Source organism: Nocardia sp. NPDC003963 (assembly GCF_053605105.1).
The window spans coordinates 1,297,065-1,314,831 of record NZ_JBSGIP010000001.1 but is presented as its reverse complement, the minus strand read 5'-3'; the positions used below and the strand labels follow the sequence as shown (position 1 = coordinate 1,314,831).

Here is a 17,767-nt window from a genome sequence, read left to right as displayed (position 1 = left end):
GACTTCGGATATGACCATCACCTGTTCCGTGTGCTCCTGGCCCGACCCCGTCCTGATCTCCGAGCACGGCGCGGTCCGTTACTGGCGCTGTGTCTGCGGACAATGGCTGGTGAGCGAGGCGGGCACCGTGACGGCGTCGCCGGGTGCGAGTGATCTGGCGCAGGTCCGCGGCTGAGCCCGCGGCGGGAAGTGTGAAGCGGGCCGGCGGGGGTATGCGCGGGCACGAGAGGAGGAGTGATGAGCCATCGAGATGTGGTGCGCGCACTGCTCGACCGCGCGGGCACCACCTACGCCGCCGAAGCCGGGATCCGGCTGGACGACAAACCGGCCCCGCTGTTCCAGCTGCTGATGCTGACCGATCTGCTCAGCGCCCGGATCTCCGCCGATATCGCCATCGCGGCGACCGCGGAGCTGGTGGACAGCGGTTATCGAACCGCCCGGCAGGTCGCGGACGCCGACTGGCAGGAGCTGGTCGATGCGCTCGATCGCGGGCACTACCGCCGCTACGACGAGAGCGCGGCCGACCAGCTGGGTGACGCCGCCACCGCCGCGCTGGACAAATACGACGGCGACCTGCGCGAACTCGCCGAGGAATCCGGCCACGACACCGGTCGGGCCGCCGAACTGATCCAGCAGTTCAAAGGTATCGGTCCCACCGGTGGCGATATCTTCCTGCGTGAAGTGCAGGACGTGTGGACCTGGGCACGTCCCTACTTCGACGAACGTGCGTTGCGTGGGGCGGCGAAAGCCGGCCTGCCCGTCGATCGGACCGAACTCGCTCGCCTGGCGCCACGGGGCCGGGAGGCCGAGTTCGCGGCGGCGCTGGTCCGGATCGGTATCGACGACGACGCGGCCGACGAAGTGCGTTCGGCGGCGCACTGAGCGGATGCGGTACCGGCTTTCCTCCCACGCGGCGCGACCGCGCCACGGAAGGAGGTGCGCGCGATGAGCGAACTGCGGCCGCTGGACACCGGGTTCATCGAGCTCGAGGATGCCGACCGGCGGACAAGTCTCGGTATCGCCATAGTCGCGATCGTGGCGGGGTCGCCGCCGTCGCGGGAGGATTTCACCCGCACCCTGGGTGCGCGGCTGGCCGCCTTGCCACGGCTGCGGCAGCGGGTTCGACGGGCCCCGCTGGATATGACAGCCCCGGTATGGGAGGTCGATCCGGTATTCGACCTCGCCCATCACCTGCGCTGGACGGCGCTGCCGCGGCCCGGTGGCGAGGAAGCGCTGGCCGAATTCGTGGGCGGCGTGATCGAACAGCGATTCGACCGCGAACGGCCGCTGTGGCAGTGCATTGTCGTGGAGGGTTTCGCCGAGGAGCGCTGGGCACTGGTGATGCGCGCGCACCACAGTCTGGTGGACGGGGTTTCCGGCGTAACGGTGTTCGAGAAGATCTGCGACCCGGGCCCCGACGGCCGCTCGGCCGCGCCTGCCGTCGCACCCGGCCGCGCTCGGCACCGGCCGCCGTCGTTGCCCGACCTCCTGAAGCTGCCGGTATCCCTGCCGGGCACGGCGTTCGCGACGCTGCGCAGCCTCGTCCCGGTCGCGACCGCTGTGCTGGGGCAGGGGAGCGGATCCTCGCTCAACGGTCCGATCGGCCGGCAACGCCGATACGCACCCGTCCGGGTGTCGTTACCGGTCGTGGCGGGGATCGGCGCCGAATACGGGGTGACCGTCAACGATGTGGTGCTGGCCGCGATCACCGCCGGCTACCGTGAACTGCTGCGGCGACGTGGCGAGCAGCCGTCCCCGCACGGGTTGCGGATCGTGGTTCCGGTCTCCATGCGGGCCGAGCACGCCGCGTATGTGCTGGACAACCGGATATCGGCGGTGCTGCCGTATCTTCCGATCGACCGATCCGATGCGGTCGATCGGCTCCGCGTGGTGCATTCCCGGATGAAAACCCAGAAATCGGGTGGCGCGCCGGCTGCCGAGCGTACGGTGCTGAGCCTGGCACATCTACTCCCGTTCGCCCCGGTGGCGTGGAGCCTGCGGCTGGCAGCGCACTTTCCGCAGCGTGCGGTCGGCGCGCTGGCCACCAATGTGCCCGGGCCGGAGCACGCACTCGCGCTGCAGGGCCGGGAGGTACTCGAACTGTGGCCGGCCGCCCCGATCGCCATGCGGCTCCGCACGGCGGTCGCGGTCCTCAGCTATCACGAACACTTGGTCTTCGGTATCACCGGCGATTTCGACAGCACGCCCGATATCGGGGCGCTCGCGGCGGGAATCGAGCGGGAGGTAGGCGAACTCGCCGCCCGCGCGGGCCACGTGCGGTGAGACCTGCCCGCGCTGCGTGCCGCCGTACGAGTGCCGTCAGCGCCCGGCGGCCGATTCGGTCAGCGTATCGATGGCCGACTGCAGTTTGGCCGCCGCCTCCGCCGCGACGGGTTGCAGACCGGGTTCGCCGGTCACCTCGACCATCAGCTGCGGATTCATCGCATCGATCACAACGGTGTTCGCGTCGCCGGGGTCGCGGCGAACGACCACATTGCACGGCAGCAGCAGGCCGATCTGCCGATCCACCCCGACGGCTCGTTCGGCCAGCGGTGGGTTGCATGCGCCCAGGATGAGGTAGTCCTCCATCTCGGCACCGAGTTTTGCGCGCAGGGTCGCCCGCATATCGATTTCGGTGAGGATGCCGAACCCCTGTTCCGACAGTGCGGTGCGCGTGCGCTCGACCGCGTCGTCGAAGCCGGTGTGCAGGGTGGCGGTCAGTGCGAGGTCCATCTGCGATCGTCTCCTTCGGTCTGTTCGTCGGTGGGTTCGTGCGGGGAGTCGCGAACGGGGGTGGTGGACCGGCCGGCCGCTTGTTCGAACACAGGGACGCGAGTGACGCGGCGGCCGGGCGGTCGATCGGTACGCGCGGACTGTCCGGTTGCCGGGCCGACAGCGCCCGGATACCCCGAAACCGGCTGCCCACACGCGCCTCGTCGCACCCGAAACGACCGGTACCCCACGGGCACGGGATACCGGCCGTCGACAGGCGGTGCTGCACTGATGCGGGTACGGGTTCCATACGGCGTAAGAACTCGATACGGTGAAGCGGATATCGGGCAGCGGAAGGAATGAAGATGTCGGTCGGCGCCTCAGTGAACGCGCATATCCAGCAACTCGGTGGCGGTTTCATGTTCTCCAGGGAGGCGAAGGAGTACGCCGCCGAAACAGGTGTGGCCGAATTCTTCGGCCCCTACACTCGTGGCCGGGGTGGCGTGCTGGGTGATGTGGACGCCGAGGTGGTCACCGCGGCATTCGGTTTCTTCCCGGAACATTCGATACGTACGGCCTGGGAATCCGTGCCGATCCCCGCTGTGAAGGCCGCCCACCGGTATGCACTCGCCTGCCAGGACTTCGGCCGACGGAAACTCACCTCTTTCGAGGGGGCGGCACGCCTCGCCGAACTGCTGGAAACCGTAGTCGCCGCGGCGGATCCCGCCGGGCTCCCGTTGTTCGCGGGCTGGCGCGCCGTACCGCTACCCGATGACGCACCCGGCCGCGTCATGCAACTCGCCCACGTCCTGCGCGAACTCCGCGGCGGATTGCATCTCGTCGCGGTGCGGGCCGCGGGTATCACCCCGCTGCAGGCCGTTCTCATCTCGGGCTCGCCGCTCAACGACGGTCCCGGCCAGGCCCGTTGGTACGGCTGGCCCGAACCGTTCGAGGAGATCACTGCCGAGACCCGGGCCGCGTGGCAGCGTGCGGAATCGACCACCGACGATCTCATCGCTCCCGCCTTCGCCGCGCTCGGCGGGACCGCGGGTGCCGATCTGGTCGAACTCGTCGCTGCCGCGCATACCGCGACCTTCGCGCGCTGAAGCCCGACGGTCGCGACTGCGCTCGGCGGTCCGGGTCCGTCCGCGTTCGGCGGACCGCGGCCGGAGCCGAATGTGGTCTGGAGCGCGGGCAATCCATCCGGTGGTAAAAGATCCGCCGTAACCGGTGGGGGAGTGCGGCGACCGCCCCGGCGGCCGATCGTGGCCGCCGGTGCCGACCGCGCGCGTCGAAAGGTGAAGTAGCCCAAGTCTGTTCGGGTCTGCTGTGGACACTTTCCGGTGACTGGTCGTTTAGGGGGCCGGAGGTCTCGCTCCGTAGGGATCGCCGGTGCCGAGCGCCGGATACCGGCGAGCTGCGGAGCCGGGCGGTCCGATCGAACCGAAACGCTCCGATCGAACACTTGGCGATACCGAGATATGCGCATCCGACAATCCGAACCCTGAACCATCCGGGCGGAACGCCACGAAGTCGCAGGGACACCCTGATCGGGAATTGATCGCGCTGGGCGGGAAAGCCGGCCCTCAGACTGCCGCGGATTCCCAGGCGAACCCGTCCGGATCCGTGAACGGGCCGGCGTCGCTGCCGATGACCAGCCGGTGCGAACCGCTGCCCTCAGGAGCGATACCGGCGTCCTTGGCAGCGGCGCGGCGCCCGTAGAGCGCCAGTCCGACGGGTGAGTCCGGGGTCGCGAATTCGACGTATTTGCTGCCGAAACTCTTCGCTACGGTCAGGCCGCGCCCGAGATAGAACTGCTTGCTCGCCTTGACATCGTCCACGCCGAGCAGCAGGACGACCTGATCGATATCGCGGGTGATCGGACCGGTGTTCTTCTTGTTCGAGGTGGTGACCTTCCAGATCGCCCCGTCCGGGGCCCGGACCACACCTCCGTATCCCCAGAATGTCTTGGTGGCCGGTTTCAGGGTCGTGAACCCGGCCTCGAGTGCCGTGCCGACGAGACTGTCCACGGTGCCCGGCTGGGATACCACCAGGGAAACGATGAACCCCCGGAATCCGCTCGTGGGTGCCTGGGCGGAACGGAAACTCACCTGCGCGCCCAGACCGAAGGCGGCGGTGTAGGTGGCGCGTGCGATTTCGGGCTCAGGCACCTCGAGGTGGACGGTGAGAGCGGTGGTGGCTGTTGTCGTGTTCATACCGCCAACGCTAATTCCGGACCCGTGACCGGCGCTTCTCGATTCCTGATCAGTCGGGGGCCTGCGCCGGAGAGCCGCTCGGTGAGTGTGGTTCAGGCGGTTTCGAGGGTGGTGTGCACGGGTGTCGCACCGGTGGTCAGATCCAGCACGGGGCAGTGGGCATCGACCGCCGCCCGGAGTTCGGCGTAGCGTTCGGCGGTCTCCGGTCCGGAGATCCGCACCCGCACCCGTACGGCCTGGAACCCGGCCCGGACCTGATCGTCGAGACCGAAGAAACCGCGGATATCCAGATCGCCCTCGGCCGATACGGCCAAGTCGTCGATCACGACGCCCAGACGTTGCGCCCAGAACCGGTAGGTGACGATCTGGCAGGAGATCAACGCGCCGAGATAGACCTCCACCGGGTTCGCGGCGGTATCCGCCCCGCCGAGCGCGGGTGGTTCGTCCACCTGGATACGGTGTACTCCCGCCGTGATCGTGCTGCCTACTGTGCCCAGTGGGGTGCCCGCGGCACGGAAGACCACCGCCGCCTTCGCGGCGTCCTCCCGTACCGCCTGCGCGGTGGCTTCGGTGATGTCGTTGAGCGCTGTGGTCCCGGTCGTCATGACCGCGACGCTAGGCCGGCGGGGTGGCGGCGGCCAGGATTGCGCTCGCGCTGAGGCCGATCGGCGCTGTCGCGGCCGAGCCGAGCGGTCAGTACACCACCGCGAAGGAATTGTCGGCCGGGTCGACGACGACCTCGAAGGTGTCGCCGACGGCCCAGGGTGGCTGCCGGACGTGGAGGTCACAGTCCGCGTCGAAGGCCTCGAAACCGATACCGCGGATGCGGACCGCGAGTTCGGCGACGTCGGTGTCGTCGCCGCCGTCCCGTATCCCGCGCACCGCGACTACCTCCGCGGTCGCGGCGAGCCCGGCCGCCGCGAACCTTTTCGCCGACCGTCGCCATTCCGCGGCGGCGAAAGCGAGGCCCACGCCTAAGGGGAGGGTGACGAGACCGGGACACAGACCGTCCACCCACGACTCGCCCACCAGTGCGAAAATCGGTCCCATCAGTATCATTCCGGCCGCCGCGCAATAGCAGAACGCGCCCGCGAACGGGCCGATGGGTGTGAGTTGCCGGGGTCCGGCCCGTTCCGGTTCTTTCGCACCGCGGCGCCTCATATCCGCACTCTGCCATATTCGCGACCGTCCCGGTCCTGGCCGCGTGCCGGAAGTGAGATCCCTGGACGGGATCGCACACACCAGTGCGGCCGCTGCCGGTAGGCAACGGCCGCACTGGTTCTCGCGGTCACCTGGTGTCCCGCCGGCGGGACACCAGGATCTCGACTATCTCTCGTCGCGAGTGGCTATCCCGGTTGTCACCGGGCCAGCCGGGCCTCGATCGCCTCGATGATCCGCGGCCGCAGTTCGGCGGCGCGGATGACCGCGTCCACCGAACCGACCTCGACGGCACGGTGGATATCGTGCACGCGGTCGAATTCCGAAGCGACCTCACCGAGTTTCTCGGTGCGGACCGAGGACCGGAGCTCGTCGAGCTCCGCGGTGAGGGTCGCGCGATCGGTACCGGAGGCGTTCGCGGCGCGGGCCTCCAGGTCCCGGACCCGCGGATCGGTCGCGGTGCGTTTGTCGACCTCACCGGCGAAGACCACCGCGGCAGCGGGGGCGCCGCCGAGCACCGAGGCGAACGAACCCTCGAGCGCGAGCACGGTCATATTCGGGTTCAGCGTCTTGGAGAACACCACGAACGCGCCACCGTGGTACCGCGAGATCACCGTGAACACGATCGGACCCTCGAAGTTGACGATCGCGCGGCCGATCTCGGCGCCGTACTCCAGCTGGAGTTTGCGCATCGATTCCGGCGACCCGTCGAAGCCGGACAGGTTCGCCAGCACCACCAGCGGCCGGTTACCGCTGGCCGCGTTGATCGCCCGCGCGGTCTTCTTCGACGACCGCGGGAACAGGGTGCCCGCGGTGTAGGTGTCCGGACCGTCGGTGGCCGGGAAACCGCGCCGCGGCACACCGCGCGATTCGATACCCAGCAGGCATACCGGGATACCGCCCAGATGCACGTCCTGGACCACCGAGGTCTCGGCGTCGGCCATGCCCGCCCAGCGTTCCAGCACCTCGTGGTCCTGGTCGGCGACCGCCCGCATGACCGTGCGGATATCGAACGGCTTCTTGCGGTCGGGGTTCGCGGCGGCGGAGAAGATCTGGCCGACGGTGGTGAAATCGCTGTCTGCCATGACATGCGGGAAATCGGAGATATCGCGATCCACCGGATCGGTCGTCCGCGCCCGCCGCGGGCCCTGTTCGCCGGGGACCACATAGGTGTGGTCGTAGTGCGACATCAGTACGGCGCGGGCGGCGTGCAGGTTCGGCGCCCAGTACTGCGCCTGTCCGTTCGGGCCCATCACCCGGTCGTAGCCGCCGATACCGAAGTTGTCCTCGGCCGAGACGCCGCCGGAGAAGTCGAGGGCCTGTTTACCGGTGAGGACCATGGCCGAATCCGGCGTCATGACGAGAATGCCCTTGGTGTGCATGAGCATGGTGGCCTCGGCGTTCCAGTACGGCTGGGCGCCGACATTGATACCCGCGACCACGATATTGATCTCGCCGCCGTCCTGGGTGAACTCGACGATGCGCTTGAGCGCAGCCGCCACCCAGTCCATGTTCTCGGTACCGGAGGTCATCGAGATCCGGGCACCGGAGGACAGCGCGTACCACTCGAGCGGTACCTGCAGCTGCTCGGCCAGATCCAGCGCGGCGATCACCCGGCGGCATTCCGGCTCCGACAGCGCGCCGAGCGATTTCGTCGGATCGCCGAGCAGTACCACCCGGGTGACACCCTCGGGGTGCCGTTCGGTCGGTGTGGTGACCACACCGGCGACCATGGCGGCGGTGTTCTTCCCCTTGGGCCGGTCGACCGGTACCAGCGTGTGGTCGGCGTCGAGGTCGTACTCGGCGAATTCCCCGAGCAGACCGGTCAACTCGTAGGGGTAGACCGTATTGCGGCTGCTGGCCCGCAGCACCTTCTGCCGGTAGGCGTCCAGCGGTTCGACCGGATCGTCGGACCGTTCGCCGACGATCACCTCGGTGCCGCCGGTGGCGTCGAACGAGATCCGCAGGGCCAGCTTGACCAGATCGCCGGTCCTGGCGTCGCGCTGCCGCGCGATCAGCAGGATCTCCTCCAGGCCCGCGCCCGTGGTGGTGGGCCGCACTCGCTCGACGATCGCTTCCAGCTCGCTGCGGGTGATATCGATCGGCGGCCACACGTACATCACGATGCGGTTGGTCTGCAGCCGCTTGGACGACGGGCGTCCGGACTGCGCGCGGCGGATCGAGTCGAGGCAGGTGGCGATGGTGCTCTCCGCCGTCGGCAGGGTGACCAGGCGGCCGTCGTGATCGCGCAGTGCGGTCAGGTCCCGGACCTGGGCGAAGGCCACGAGCCGCTCATCGGCCGGGTTCTCCTTGGCGACACACCGGAACAGGTACACCTCCTCGTTGTCCGAGGACGGCAGCTGGGTGAGGTCGAACTTGTGCAGCCGCTTCATCTGCATCCGCTGCGCGATATAGGGATGCAGGCCCCGGATGAGGCGTTCCTCGTGCAGGCCGGTGGCCGACGGGCGGAACGTGAAGTGGTGGTGCATGACCGCGTTGGCGCTGCCCGCGACGGTGGCGGTGATCCGGTGCACCTGGTTGGACAGCGGCTGCGCGTTCAGCGCCTCCTGCAGTCCCGCCGCCATGGATTCGAAGTCCTCGGGCTGGTTCTCCCAGGCCACGTAGATATCGGCCTCGATGGAGGCGGATCCGGTCGACAGTTCGGCGAGCCCGCTCACGACCCGGCCGAGGGATTCGAAGCTCACCGCGGCCGAGACCAGGCTGACGCCCTTGCGCTCGGCGACGACGAACGTGGTGTCGCCGGCCTCCCGGGTACGCACGTCGGTGAGGTCCTTGTTGCCGTAGTAGCGGCGGGTCAGCACCTCCAGCATGACCGTGTTGTCCGCGGAGCCGCGCGAGAGCCGCTGGCCGAGCAGCCGCACCAGCGGTTCGGTGGCACTCACCATTTCGGCGATACGCGTGGAGCGGTCGGTCGCGTCGGGCCGGGCGTCGAGGTAGCTGAGGTGTTTACGGGCGTCGGTGTAGGCGCGGGCCCGGTTGCGGCGCAGCACCGGCTGCCCGTACCAGGCGAAGACCAGACCACGGGTGAGATCGGCGATCACCGGGAACCGCACCTGGGTCGCGGCGACGAGCCGCTCCAGCGCCAGGCCGACGGGCTCGCGCAGCACGCGATCCGGCATCGGTTCGTTCAGCCATTCACGCAGCAGGGCCGAGATGACCTCGACGGTATCGGCGGGCCGCTGCTGGGCGAGGAAGATCCGGAATACCGCGGCCTCGAGGTCGGGGGTGCGTTCCAGATCGGTGACGCCGTAGTGCCCGAGCGCCTGCGCGAGCTTGGCACGGTAGGACTCCGGCAGTCCGGCCCGCTCGACATCGAGGCTCTGCAGGTAGGTGTGGAAGTATTCGCGGGCGCTGTGGACGTGGCCCGGGGCGCTGTCCTCGTCCGACGGCCGGTTGTGGCTCAGTTCGGCCAGATCGGCGAAGACCTGCACGAGTTCGAGTTCCTCGGCCAGCGGGCGGCGGTTGTCCGCGACGGCCGCGCGCCGCGCTGTGACGTAGTCGTCGAGTACCCGGCGGTCGTCGTGCGGGTCGACGTCGAAGCCCAGCAGCAGACTGCGCAGATCCTGCTGGCCGCGGCTGATCTGCTGGTTCGGCAGCTGCCGATCCGATTCCGTGGGCAGATCCAGTTCGACCGTCGCGGTGGCGGCGTCGGCCTCGGTCTCCTCGCCCTCCTCGGCCAGCGGTTCCAGCCGCAGCAGCGGTGCGCCGGTCTCCACCTGGGTACCGACCGAGACGGCGCATTCCTTGAGCCGGGCCCGGAACGGTGCGCGCAGCACCGTTTCCATCTTCATGCTCTCCAGCACCAGCACCGGTGCGCCGGCCTCGACCTCGGCACCGACTTCGAGCGGAGTGGCGACGACCAGCGCGGGGGCGGGGGAGCGGACCACGCCGCCCTCGTCCCGGCTGACCCGGTGCGTCACACCGTCGACGTCGACCAGGTGCACGGGTCCGTGGGTTCCGGTGATCAGCCGGTACCGGATGCCGTTGACCACGAGCTGACCGGTGTGCTGATCGAAACGTTCGAGATCGACGTCGGCGGTACGGATATCGGTACCGGCCTCGATCCCGACGCGGAAGCGGTGCGCGCCGATCCGGGCGACCCGCACCCGGTAGCTCGCGCCCCGCAGTTTGAGGTCGAGCGGGCGTCCGCTGTCGTGCTGGACCTGGGGGCGGCCGCCGGAAGCGGTGGACAGCAGGCGATGCTGTTCGACCCGTTCCTCTTCCTCGTAGGCGTCGATACCCGCGGCGGCGAGCGCGATGGCGGAGTGCCGGTGCGAGACCAGGCGGCCCTCACCACGTACGCGGTCGATCCAGCCGGTGTCGGCGCTGCCGTCGATCACCTCGGGCTGGTCCAGCAGGTCGAGGACGAAACTCTTGTTGGTGGCGCCGCCCTCGATGATCACCCGGGTCTCGGTGACCGCGCGGCGCAGCCGGCCCAATGCCTCGTCGCGGTTGCGGCCGTAGGCGATGATCTTGGCGATCATCGAATCGAAATCGGCGGGGATGGTGTCGCCCTCGCTGACCCCGGTATCGACGCGGATACCCGGTCCGGCCGGCAGGTCCAGATGCGCGATCCGGCCGGGGGACGGGGCGAAATCGCGGTCGGGGTCCTCGGCGTTGAGCCGGGCTTCGATCGCGTGCCCGCGTTCGGCCGGGGGTTCGCCCTCGAGCCGGCCGCCCGAGGCGACGTGTAGCTGGGCGCGCACCAGATCGAAACCGGTCGTGATCTCGGTGATCGGGTGCTCGACCTGGAGGCGGGTGTTGACCTCGAGGAAGGCGAACAATTCGTCGCCGGGGTGGTACAGGAATTCGACGGTCGCCGCGCCGCGGTAACCGACCGCGACCGCCAGCCGTTCGGCCGAGGCCTTGAGTTCGGCCGCCTGATCGGGTCGCAGGACCGGCGAGGCCGACTCCTCGATGACCTTCTGGTTGCGCCGCTGGACCGAGCAGTCGCGCACACCCAGTGCCCAGGCGGTGCCCTGGCCGTCCGCGATCACCTGGACCTCGACGTGCCGGGCACCGGTGACCAGCCGCTCCAGGAACACGATGCCGCTGCCGAACGCACGGGCCGCTTCCTGGCTGGTGCGTTCGTAGGCGTCGACGAGCTCGGCCTCGTTGTTGATCACCCGGATACCGCGGCCGCCGCCGCCGGCGGTCGCCTTCAACATCAGCGGGTAGCCGATCTCGGTCGCGGCGGCGACCGCGGCCTCCACGGTTTCGACCGCGCCGCGGCTCCACGGCGCGACCGGTACGCCCACTTCCTCGGCGATCAGCTTCGCGCCGATCTTGTCGCCGAGTTTGCGCATGGCATCGGGGCTGGGCCCGATGAAGGTGATGCCGATCTGCTCGCACAGTTCCGCGAACGCCGGGTCCTCGGCCACGAAACCCCACCCGACCCAGGCGGCGTCGGCGCCGGTGGCCACCAGCGCGCGCTCGAGGGCCTTCAGGTCCAGGTAGGGGCGGGCCGCTGCCGGGCCGAGGTCGTAGGCGATATCGGCTTCCCGGACGAAGGTGGCGTTCCGGTCGACATCGGTGTGCAACGCGATGGTCCGGATCTGCTGCCCCGTCTCGGCCGCGAGATCTCGGACAGCGTGGACAAGGCGCATCGCCGCCTCTCCCCGGTTCACGATGGCGATACGACTGAACACTATCGCTGGCTCCTTCGTCTGTTGAGCACGGTTGTGGGTGAGCCGTTTTTCGGCTCGGCTCTGCGTAGTGTGCACCGGCGGGACCACTATGTGCACAGCGTGCGGGGGCTACTGGCCCGTATTTTCGGTGGACGTGTCCCTCGGCCGGTCGGAAGTGACCGATGGATCCGGAGAACACTTACCCGAAAGGGATGTCGCAATCCACCGACACGGCGCTACAGTCACCGATCCGTAGGAGTTGCGCCGGGTCGGCGCGCGGTGTCAGTGGAGCAGTGTGCCCAGCCGTCGCGCGGCTTCGCCGACCGCCGTGGCCAGCGCTTTCTCGTCGTCGACCTCGAAAACGGAGATACCGATGGTGGTCTCCGGTTCGCCGCGGCGGCGGGGGACCAGCGCCGAGATACCGAATACGGTCGCGACGACCTCGCCGCGGGTGAGCGCGTAGCCCCGGTCGCGGGCGGCCTCGACCTCCGGGCGTTCCCCGGGAACCGGTGCGAGCGCGGCGAGCATCGCCAGCCCCGCGGAGCCGCGGTCTATGGGGTGGATCTGACCCGGCCGGAAGGCGACGTGGACCTGCGCATTGCGCGGTTCGACCACCAGTAGCGCGCGGACCTCGGTATCGCTCTCCCGTAGAACCAGGTGGACGGTGGCGCGGGTGCGCTCGGCCAGCTCCTCCATCACCGGCCGGGCGACCGTGCGCAGATCCTGTTCGACCGGCTCGGCGAGGGTGACCAGACCGGCGCCGAGGGTGACGCGTTTGGTGTGGTCGCGGCGGCACAGGCGATGGGCTTCCAGGGTGCGGACAAGGCGGTGCGCGACCGTCCGGTGGACGCCGACGGTATCGGCGAGATCGGTGATCGAGAGCCCGTGTGGATGGCGGGCCAGGGTCTCCAGGATCTCCAGTCCGTGGTGCAGCGTTTTCGACATTCCCGAGTCGAGTTGCGCCCCGGCGACACGTTCGCTCCCGGGGGAAGTGCTGTGGTTCATCGCGTCCTTCTTGACTTTTGTGAGTGGCGACACTTAGCCTTCACTCATATCGCACAGTGCGTGCGATTATCGCACACTAGAGCCGGCGGGGGCAAGCGGAGGCTCTGCGATGATGTCGAGGAGAATTCGATGACCACGGTTTCGGTCGGCGACCAGCCGGACGCGGCGACGGTCGCCGCGGTCCACCAGCTGTACGGCTTCCAGAGCGGGCACATCGACAACGGCCGGGCCGCCGACTGGGCGGCCACCTTCACACCCAACGGTGAATTCCATTCGCCGAGCTATCCCGAGCCGGTCGCCGGGACCGCGGCGCTGACGGAATTCGCGCGCGCGTTCGACGAAGCGGCCCGGGCCGCGGGCGAGGTGCATCGTCACGTCGTCACCAATATCGCGATCCGGCGGCCGGCCCCCTCGACCCTCGAGGTCAGCGCCTACCTGCAGATCGTCGCCACCCCGCGCGGCGGGTCCGCGCACCTGGTGCGGATGACGACGATCGAGGACCGCCTCGAACTCGCGGACGGCCGCTGGTCGGTCGCCCGCCGGCGCGTCTCGCGTGACGACGCGCCACAGCGGTAGGCCGCGCCGCGACCCCGCACGGATTTCCACATGATTTCGGAGGACCTGTTGATGAGCACCACCACCGAGAAGCCCAACCCCGGGCGGACCGACGCGGCACCGATGACCGCGCATTACCCGGAAATGGCCGGCAAGGTCGCCGTGGTCACCGGAGCGGCCCAGGGGATGGGCGCGGTGTTCGCGGCGGGACTGGCCACCCGCGGGGTATCGGTGGTCGCCGCCGATATCAACGAAGACCAGGTCCTCGCCACCGCCGAGGGGATCGGCGCCGAACTCGCCGCGCATTCGCTCGCGGCGGAACCGGGACGGATCGTCGGTATGCGCGCGGATGTCACCACTCCCGCCGACCACGAGAAACTCGCCGAACGCGCCGTCGCCGAGTTCGGGCGGATCGATTTCTGGATCAACAACGCCGGGATCTTCCCGTTCGCGCTCGCCGAGGACATCTCGCCCGAACAGATCGGCGCGACCTTGCGAGTGAACGTCGAGGGTGTGCTCTACGGTGCCCAGGCCGCGGCCCGGCATATGGCCCCGGGCGGCGCCATCGTGAACATGTCCTCGGTATCGGCACTGCGGGTGCGCAAGGGTCGCGGCGCGTACTGCACTTCCAAGGCCGCCGTCGCGCATATGACCGAATCGCTCGCCGTCGAACTCGGCGACAAGGGGATCCGGGTGAACTCGATCGCCCCCGGCTATATCGACACCGCGATGACCCGCTGGGTGCAGGACGACCCGGCCGCGCTCGCGCACGCGCTGGAAGTGGTGCCGCTGCACCGGCTCGGCTCACCGGAGGAAGTATTCGGTCCGTTGTTGTTCCTGCTGTCCGACAGCGCCCGCTACGTCACCGGGCACAGCATCGCCGTCGACGGTGGTTCCCGCCATGTCTGATCGCCCGAACTATCCCGGTGTCGTACTGGTGACCGGTGCCGCAGCGGGGATGGGCGCGGCCCACGCCCGGGCGCTGGGTGCCCTCGGCACCCATGTGTGCCTGGCCGATGTCACCGACACCACCGACCTCGCGGCCGAGATCACCGCCGCCGGCGGGTCCGCGAGCGCCCACACCCTCGATGTCGCCGACCAGGTGGACTGGACCCGGGTGGTGGACGAGATCGGCTCCCGCCGTGGCGAACTCGGCGGACTGGTCAACAACGCCGGAATCTCCCGGCGGCTCGAGTTCATGGACACCCCGGACGAGATCTGGGAGCGGACACTGCGGATCAACCTGTTCGGCCCCTTCTACGGGATGCAGGCCGTGGCGCCGCTGATGCGTGACTCCGGTGGCGGGTCCATCGTCAACATCTCCTCCATCTCCGGGCAGATCGGATACTTCTCACCCGCCTACTCCGCCAGCAAATGGGGGCTGACCGGGTTGTCGAAATCCGCCGCCGGCGGTCTGGCGAAATGGAATATCCGGGTCAACTCCGTGCATCCGGGCCTGGTGGGCACGGCACTGGTGAGCGGTTCGGGCGGATTCGTGGAATCGTCGCTGCGCTCCATTCCGATGGGCCGGATGGGTGCGGTGCAGGAGATCACCGACGCCGTCCTGCATCTGCTGTCGGATCGGTCGAGCTATATGACCGGTAGCGAGGTCACCGTCGACGGCGGGCTGGTGTCCAACGGCCTGTACCACCGGATCGTCGCGGAGACCGAGGGGAGTCTCTAGTGGACGACGAATTCGATGTCATCGTGATCGGCGGCGGCGGGGCCGGGCTGGCCGCGGCGGTCTCCGCGGCCGAGGACGGCGCCTCGGTCCTGCTGTTCGAATCGGAGCGGGAACTCGGCGGATCCACCCAGCTCTCGGCGGGCCTGTTCACCGCCGCCGGGACCAGTGTGCAGCGTGCGCTCGGTATCGAGGATTCGGCGGAGAAATTCTTCCAGCACTATATGGACCTCAACCAGTGGGTGCTGCGGCCCGGACTGATCCACACCTTCTGTGAGCAGGCCGCGCCGACGCTGGAATGGCTGATCGGCCTCGGGGTGGAGATTCCCGCGGTGGAGTCCGGCAACGCCCATCAGCCGGGTCTGGCCCGGGCGGGGGTCGAGGACGTATGGCGGGCCCACGTACCCAAGGACCAGGGCTACGGCCTGGTCCGGGCACTGGACCGGGCCCGCCGCGCACACGGTGTGGAAGTGGTGCTCGACACCCGCGTCGAGGAACTCCTGGTGGTCGACGGACGGGTCGTGGGAGTAGTGGCCGACGGTATCGAGATGCGCGGCGGGGCCGTGGTCGTCGCCAGCGGTGGCTTCGCGCAGGACCCCGCTTTCGTGGACCGGTACTTCCCGGCGGCGCGCGCGGCGGGCGAATCGCTGTTCGTCGTCGCCGCACCGGGTAGCCGGGGCGATCATCTGCGCTTCGGTGCCGCGGTCGACGCGGCGCTGGCCGGGCACGACTGGGGCCTGCTCATGCCGACCGTCTATTTCCAGCGGTATCACCACTGGCAGTCCGGATTCCCGCCCGCGTCGCGGTTGTACGTGAACCGGGACGGCCGTCGATTCATGGACGAGGACGCCCCCTACGCGGTGTCCACCGGGATCCTCGACCGGCAGGGCGGCTACGGCTGGATGATCTTCGACGAGAAAGCGCGGGTGGGGCTCCCGGCCGGTTACACCGACTGGACTCCCGACCGGGTCGCCGAGGAGGCCGCCACCGGGCGCACGGTCCGCGCCGATACCTGGGACGAGCTCGCCGCGGCCATCGATGTGCCCGCCTCGGCGCTGCGCGCGAGCGTCGACCGCTGGAACGCCCAGCTACCCGCGGGCGCCGACGACGACTTCCGCCGCCATATCTCGCTCGCGGCGAAGCACAGCGATACGAACCTCGAACCGATCACCGAGGGCCCGTTCTACGCGGCGAAGATCCTGCCCGCCGAACTGGTCTGCACCCATACGGGTCTCGAAATCGATTCGGATACCGCCGTTCTCGACGCCACAGGGCGCCCCGTTCCGGGGCTGTTCGCGGCGGGCGAGGCCGGAGGCGGGGTCCTCGGACTCCGCTATGTGGGTGGCGGTAACGCCGTCGCCAACGCATTGACTATGGGGCGCATCGCCGGTCGCGCGGCCGCGGCCGAGTCGCTCTCTCGCACGAAAGCACAAGGTAACTGACATGTTGGAAAACGAGCTGATGCCCAAAGAAGCGCACCGCTCCGATTCGGCCGGCACCGGATCCGGATCCGGCGGCCAATCGTCGGTGAAGGTCGTTCGGGCCGCCATCGTCGGCACTGTCGTCGAGTACTACGACTTCGGTATCTACGGATACATGGCGACCGTCGTCGCCACCCTGTTCTTCGTATCCGAGAACGAGACGGCCGCGCTACTGGGCACCTTCGCCGCGTTCGCGGTGGCGTTCTTCCTGCGGGTACCCGGCGGGATCTTCTTCGGGCACATCGGTGACCGGTACGGCCGCAAGAGCGCACTGTCCTGGACCATCCTGCTGATGGTGATCGCCACGGTGCTGATGGGCCTGATGCCCACCTATGTCACCCTCGGCGTCTGGGCGACCGCCGCCCTGGTACTGGCGAGGTGCCTCCAGGGTTTCGCCGCGGGCGGTGAACTCGGTGGGGCGAACGCTTTCGTCTCCGAATCCGCGCCGCGGCGCTGGCGGGCGACGCAGACCTCGATGGTCAACTCCGGCACCTACCTCGGATCGCTCGTCGCCTCACTGGTCGCGCTCACACTGACCTCGGTGTTCTCCGAAGAGACCATTCTGGCCTGGGCCTGGCGTATTCCGTTCCTGCTCAGTGTGGTGATCGGTGTGGTCGGTATCTGGATCCGCAACCATATGGAGGACACCCCGCAGTTCGAGGAACTGGCCGAGAAGGGCGAGACCAAGAAACTGCCGGTGATGGAACTGCTGCGTACCTCCGGCGGCGCCGTGGTCAAGATCGTCTTCCTCGGTGCGCTCATCACCGGCGGCTACTACATCGCCTCGGTGTACGCCGCGACCTATCTGCAGACGGCGGGCGGTCATTCCTCGACGCTGGCCTTCCTGTCGACATCGCTCGCGCTGGTCCTCGGTGTGATCACGCTGCCCATCGCGGGCTACCTCGCCGACACCTACGGTCGTAAACCGGTGCTGCTGTGGGGCAGTGTCGCCGCGGCGGTACTCGGTGTGCCGATGTTCGTGCTGATGGCCGGGGCGGGCGCCTGGCAGGCAGTGGTCGGTCAGTCGGTGCTGTTCATCTGCGTTTCGGTGGTCAACGGCGCCTCGTATGTGACCTACGTGGAGATGCTGAAGGCCTCGGTCCGCTACAGCGGTCTGGCACTGGGCAACAACATCACCAATATGTTGCTCGGCGGTACCGCGCCCTTCATCGCGACCTGGCTCATCGACGTGACCGGCAACTCGCTGGCACCCGCCGGATACTTCGTGTTCTGCGCACTGCTGACGCTGGGCACCGTCTTCTTCATCGAAGAGACCAAGGGCATCGAACTACGGGTGGACTGATCGCGGCG

Annotated in this window: 15 protein-coding genes; 9 read left to right on the top strand and 6 right to left on the bottom strand. The window is 68.7% G+C overall.

Annotation, left to right across the window (positions count from 1 at the left end; genetic code table 11):
* The first annotated feature begins 10 nt into the window (after positions 1-10).
* The 3 genes from ACWEWT_RS06055 to ACWEWT_RS06045 all read left to right on the top strand — a co-directional run bounded on the left by ACWEWT_RS06055 (position 11) and on the right by ACWEWT_RS06045 (position 2,283).
* On the top strand, positions 11-175 hold the full coding sequence (locus ACWEWT_RS06055; protein ID WP_452556655.1) for a hypothetical protein: 165 nt from the start codon (positions 11-13) through the stop codon (positions 173-175).
* Positions 176-237: 62 nt separating this feature from the next.
* A complete protein-coding gene (locus ACWEWT_RS06050) occupies positions 238-882 on the top strand; it encodes an endonuclease (RefSeq protein ID WP_452556653.1) in 645 nt (214 codons plus the stop codon).
* 63 nt (positions 883-945) lie between these two features.
* Complete coding sequence (locus ACWEWT_RS06045) at positions 946-2,283, top strand: wax ester/triacylglycerol synthase family O-acyltransferase (protein WP_452556651.1); 1,338 nt, start codon at positions 946-948, stop codon at positions 2,281-2,283.
* Positions 2,284-2,319: 36 nt separating this feature from the next.
* On the opposite strand, the gene ACWEWT_RS06040 is transcribed toward ACWEWT_RS06045, so the two are convergent.
* The gene (locus ACWEWT_RS06040; protein ID WP_452556649.1) at positions 2,320-2,733 is read right to left on the bottom strand and encodes a DUF302 domain-containing protein; all 414 of its coding nucleotides are present in this window, start codon (positions 2,731-2,733) and stop codon (positions 2,320-2,322) included.
* Between the two features lie 344 nt (positions 2,734-3,077).
* On the opposite strand from ACWEWT_RS06040, the gene ACWEWT_RS06035 reads away from it, so the two are divergent.
* Positions 3,078-3,818 (top strand): SCO6745 family protein, encoded by a 741-nt coding sequence (locus ACWEWT_RS06035; RefSeq protein ID WP_452556648.1) that lies wholly within the window; start codon positions 3,078-3,080, stop codon positions 3,816-3,818.
* 480 nt (positions 3,819-4,298) lie between these two features.
* On the opposite strand, the gene ACWEWT_RS06030 is transcribed toward ACWEWT_RS06035, so the two are convergent.
* The 5 genes from ACWEWT_RS06030 to ACWEWT_RS06010 all read right to left on the bottom strand — a co-directional run bounded on the left by ACWEWT_RS06030 (position 4,299) and on the right by ACWEWT_RS06010 (position 12,739).
* The gene (locus ACWEWT_RS06030; protein ID WP_452556646.1) at positions 4,299-4,928 is read right to left on the bottom strand and encodes a glyoxalase; all 630 of its coding nucleotides are present in this window, start codon (positions 4,926-4,928) and stop codon (positions 4,299-4,301) included.
* A 92-nt stretch (positions 4,929-5,020) separates the two neighbouring features.
* Positions 5,021-5,533 carry an OsmC family protein gene (locus ACWEWT_RS06025; protein WP_452556644.1) on the bottom strand — a complete coding sequence of 171 codons (513 nt, stop codon included), beginning with the start codon at positions 5,531-5,533 and terminating at the stop codon, positions 5,021-5,023.
* Positions 5,534-5,621: 88 nt separating this feature from the next.
* Complete coding sequence (locus ACWEWT_RS06020) at positions 5,622-6,089, bottom strand: hypothetical protein (protein ID WP_452556642.1); 468 nt, start codon at positions 6,087-6,089, stop codon at positions 5,622-5,624.
* A gap of 197 nt (positions 6,090-6,286) precedes the next feature.
* On the bottom strand, positions 6,287-11,755 hold the full coding sequence (locus ACWEWT_RS06015) for an ATP-binding protein (protein ID WP_452556640.1): 5,469 nt from the start codon (positions 11,753-11,755) through the stop codon (positions 6,287-6,289).
* Positions 11,756-12,016: 261 nt separating this feature from the next.
* Entirely contained in the window at positions 12,017-12,739 is a 723-nt protein-coding gene (locus tag ACWEWT_RS06010) for an IclR family transcriptional regulator (RefSeq protein WP_452556638.1), read from the bottom strand.
* Between the two features lie 129 nt (positions 12,740-12,868).
* On the opposite strand from ACWEWT_RS06010, the gene ACWEWT_RS06005 reads away from it, so the two are divergent.
* The 5 genes from ACWEWT_RS06005 to ACWEWT_RS05985 are packed head-to-tail and all read left to right on the top strand — an operon-like array spanning position 12,869 to position 17,759.
* Positions 12,869-13,315, top strand: coding sequence for a nuclear transport factor 2 family protein (locus tag ACWEWT_RS06005; RefSeq protein WP_452556636.1), 447 nt, complete (start codon positions 12,869-12,871; stop codon positions 13,313-13,315).
* Between the two features lie 51 nt (positions 13,316-13,366).
* On the top strand, positions 13,367-14,203 hold the full coding sequence (locus ACWEWT_RS06000; protein WP_452556634.1) for an SDR family NAD(P)-dependent oxidoreductase: 837 nt from the start codon (positions 13,367-13,369) through the stop codon (positions 14,201-14,203).
* Positions 14,196-14,978 (top strand): SDR family NAD(P)-dependent oxidoreductase, encoded by a 783-nt coding sequence (locus ACWEWT_RS05995; RefSeq protein ID WP_452556632.1) that lies wholly within the window; start codon positions 14,196-14,198, stop codon positions 14,976-14,978. Before ACWEWT_RS06000 ends, ACWEWT_RS05995 begins: the two co-directional genes overlap by 8 nt.
* Complete coding sequence (locus tag ACWEWT_RS05990) at positions 14,978-16,417, top strand: FAD-dependent oxidoreductase (RefSeq protein WP_452556630.1); 1,440 nt, start codon at positions 14,978-14,980, stop codon at positions 16,415-16,417. The genes ACWEWT_RS05995 and ACWEWT_RS05990 overlap by 1 nt, the downstream gene beginning before the upstream one ends.
* 19 nt (positions 16,418-16,436) lie before the next feature.
* Entirely contained in the window at positions 16,437-17,759 is a 1,323-nt protein-coding gene (locus ACWEWT_RS05985; protein ID WP_452557687.1) for an MFS transporter, read from the top strand.
* Positions 17,760-17,767: the final 8 nt, after the last annotated feature.

Coding starts and splice junctions, on each gene's coding strand:
- ACWEWT_RS06055 (WP_452556655.1), top strand. CDS start 11: ATGACCATCACCTGTTCCGTGTGCTCCTGGCCCGACCCCGTCCTGATC.
- ACWEWT_RS06050 (WP_452556653.1), top strand. CDS start 238: ATGAGCCATCGAGATGTGGTGCGCGCACTGCTCGACCGCGCGGGCACC.
- ACWEWT_RS06045 (WP_452556651.1), top strand. CDS start 946: ATGAGCGAACTGCGGCCGCTGGACACCGGGTTCATCGAGCTCGAGGAT.
- ACWEWT_RS06040 (WP_452556649.1), bottom strand. CDS start 2,733: ATGGACCTCGCACTGACCGCCACCCTGCACACCGGCTTCGACGACGCG.
- ACWEWT_RS06035 (WP_452556648.1), top strand. CDS start 3,078: ATGTCGGTCGGCGCCTCAGTGAACGCGCATATCCAGCAACTCGGTGGC.
- ACWEWT_RS06030 (WP_452556646.1), bottom strand. CDS start 4,928: ATGAACACGACAACAGCCACCACCGCTCTCACCGTCCACCTCGAGGTG.
- ACWEWT_RS06025 (WP_452556644.1), bottom strand. CDS start 5,533: ATGACGACCGGGACCACAGCGCTCAACGACATCACCGAAGCCACCGCG.
- ACWEWT_RS06020 (WP_452556642.1), bottom strand. CDS start 6,089: ATGAGGCGCCGCGGTGCGAAAGAACCGGAACGGGCCGGACCCCGGCAA.
- ACWEWT_RS06010 (WP_452556638.1), bottom strand. CDS start 12,739: ATGAACCACAGCACTTCCCCCGGGAGCGAACGTGTCGCCGGGGCGCAA.
- ACWEWT_RS06005 (WP_452556636.1), top strand. CDS start 12,869: ATGACCACGGTTTCGGTCGGCGACCAGCCGGACGCGGCGACGGTCGCC.
- ACWEWT_RS06000 (WP_452556634.1), top strand. CDS start 13,367: ATGAGCACCACCACCGAGAAGCCCAACCCCGGGCGGACCGACGCGGCA.
- ACWEWT_RS05995 (WP_452556632.1), top strand. CDS start 14,196: ATGTCTGATCGCCCGAACTATCCCGGTGTCGTACTGGTGACCGGTGCC.
- ACWEWT_RS05985 (WP_452557687.1), top strand. CDS start 16,437: ATGCCCAAAGAAGCGCACCGCTCCGATTCGGCCGGCACCGGATCCGGA.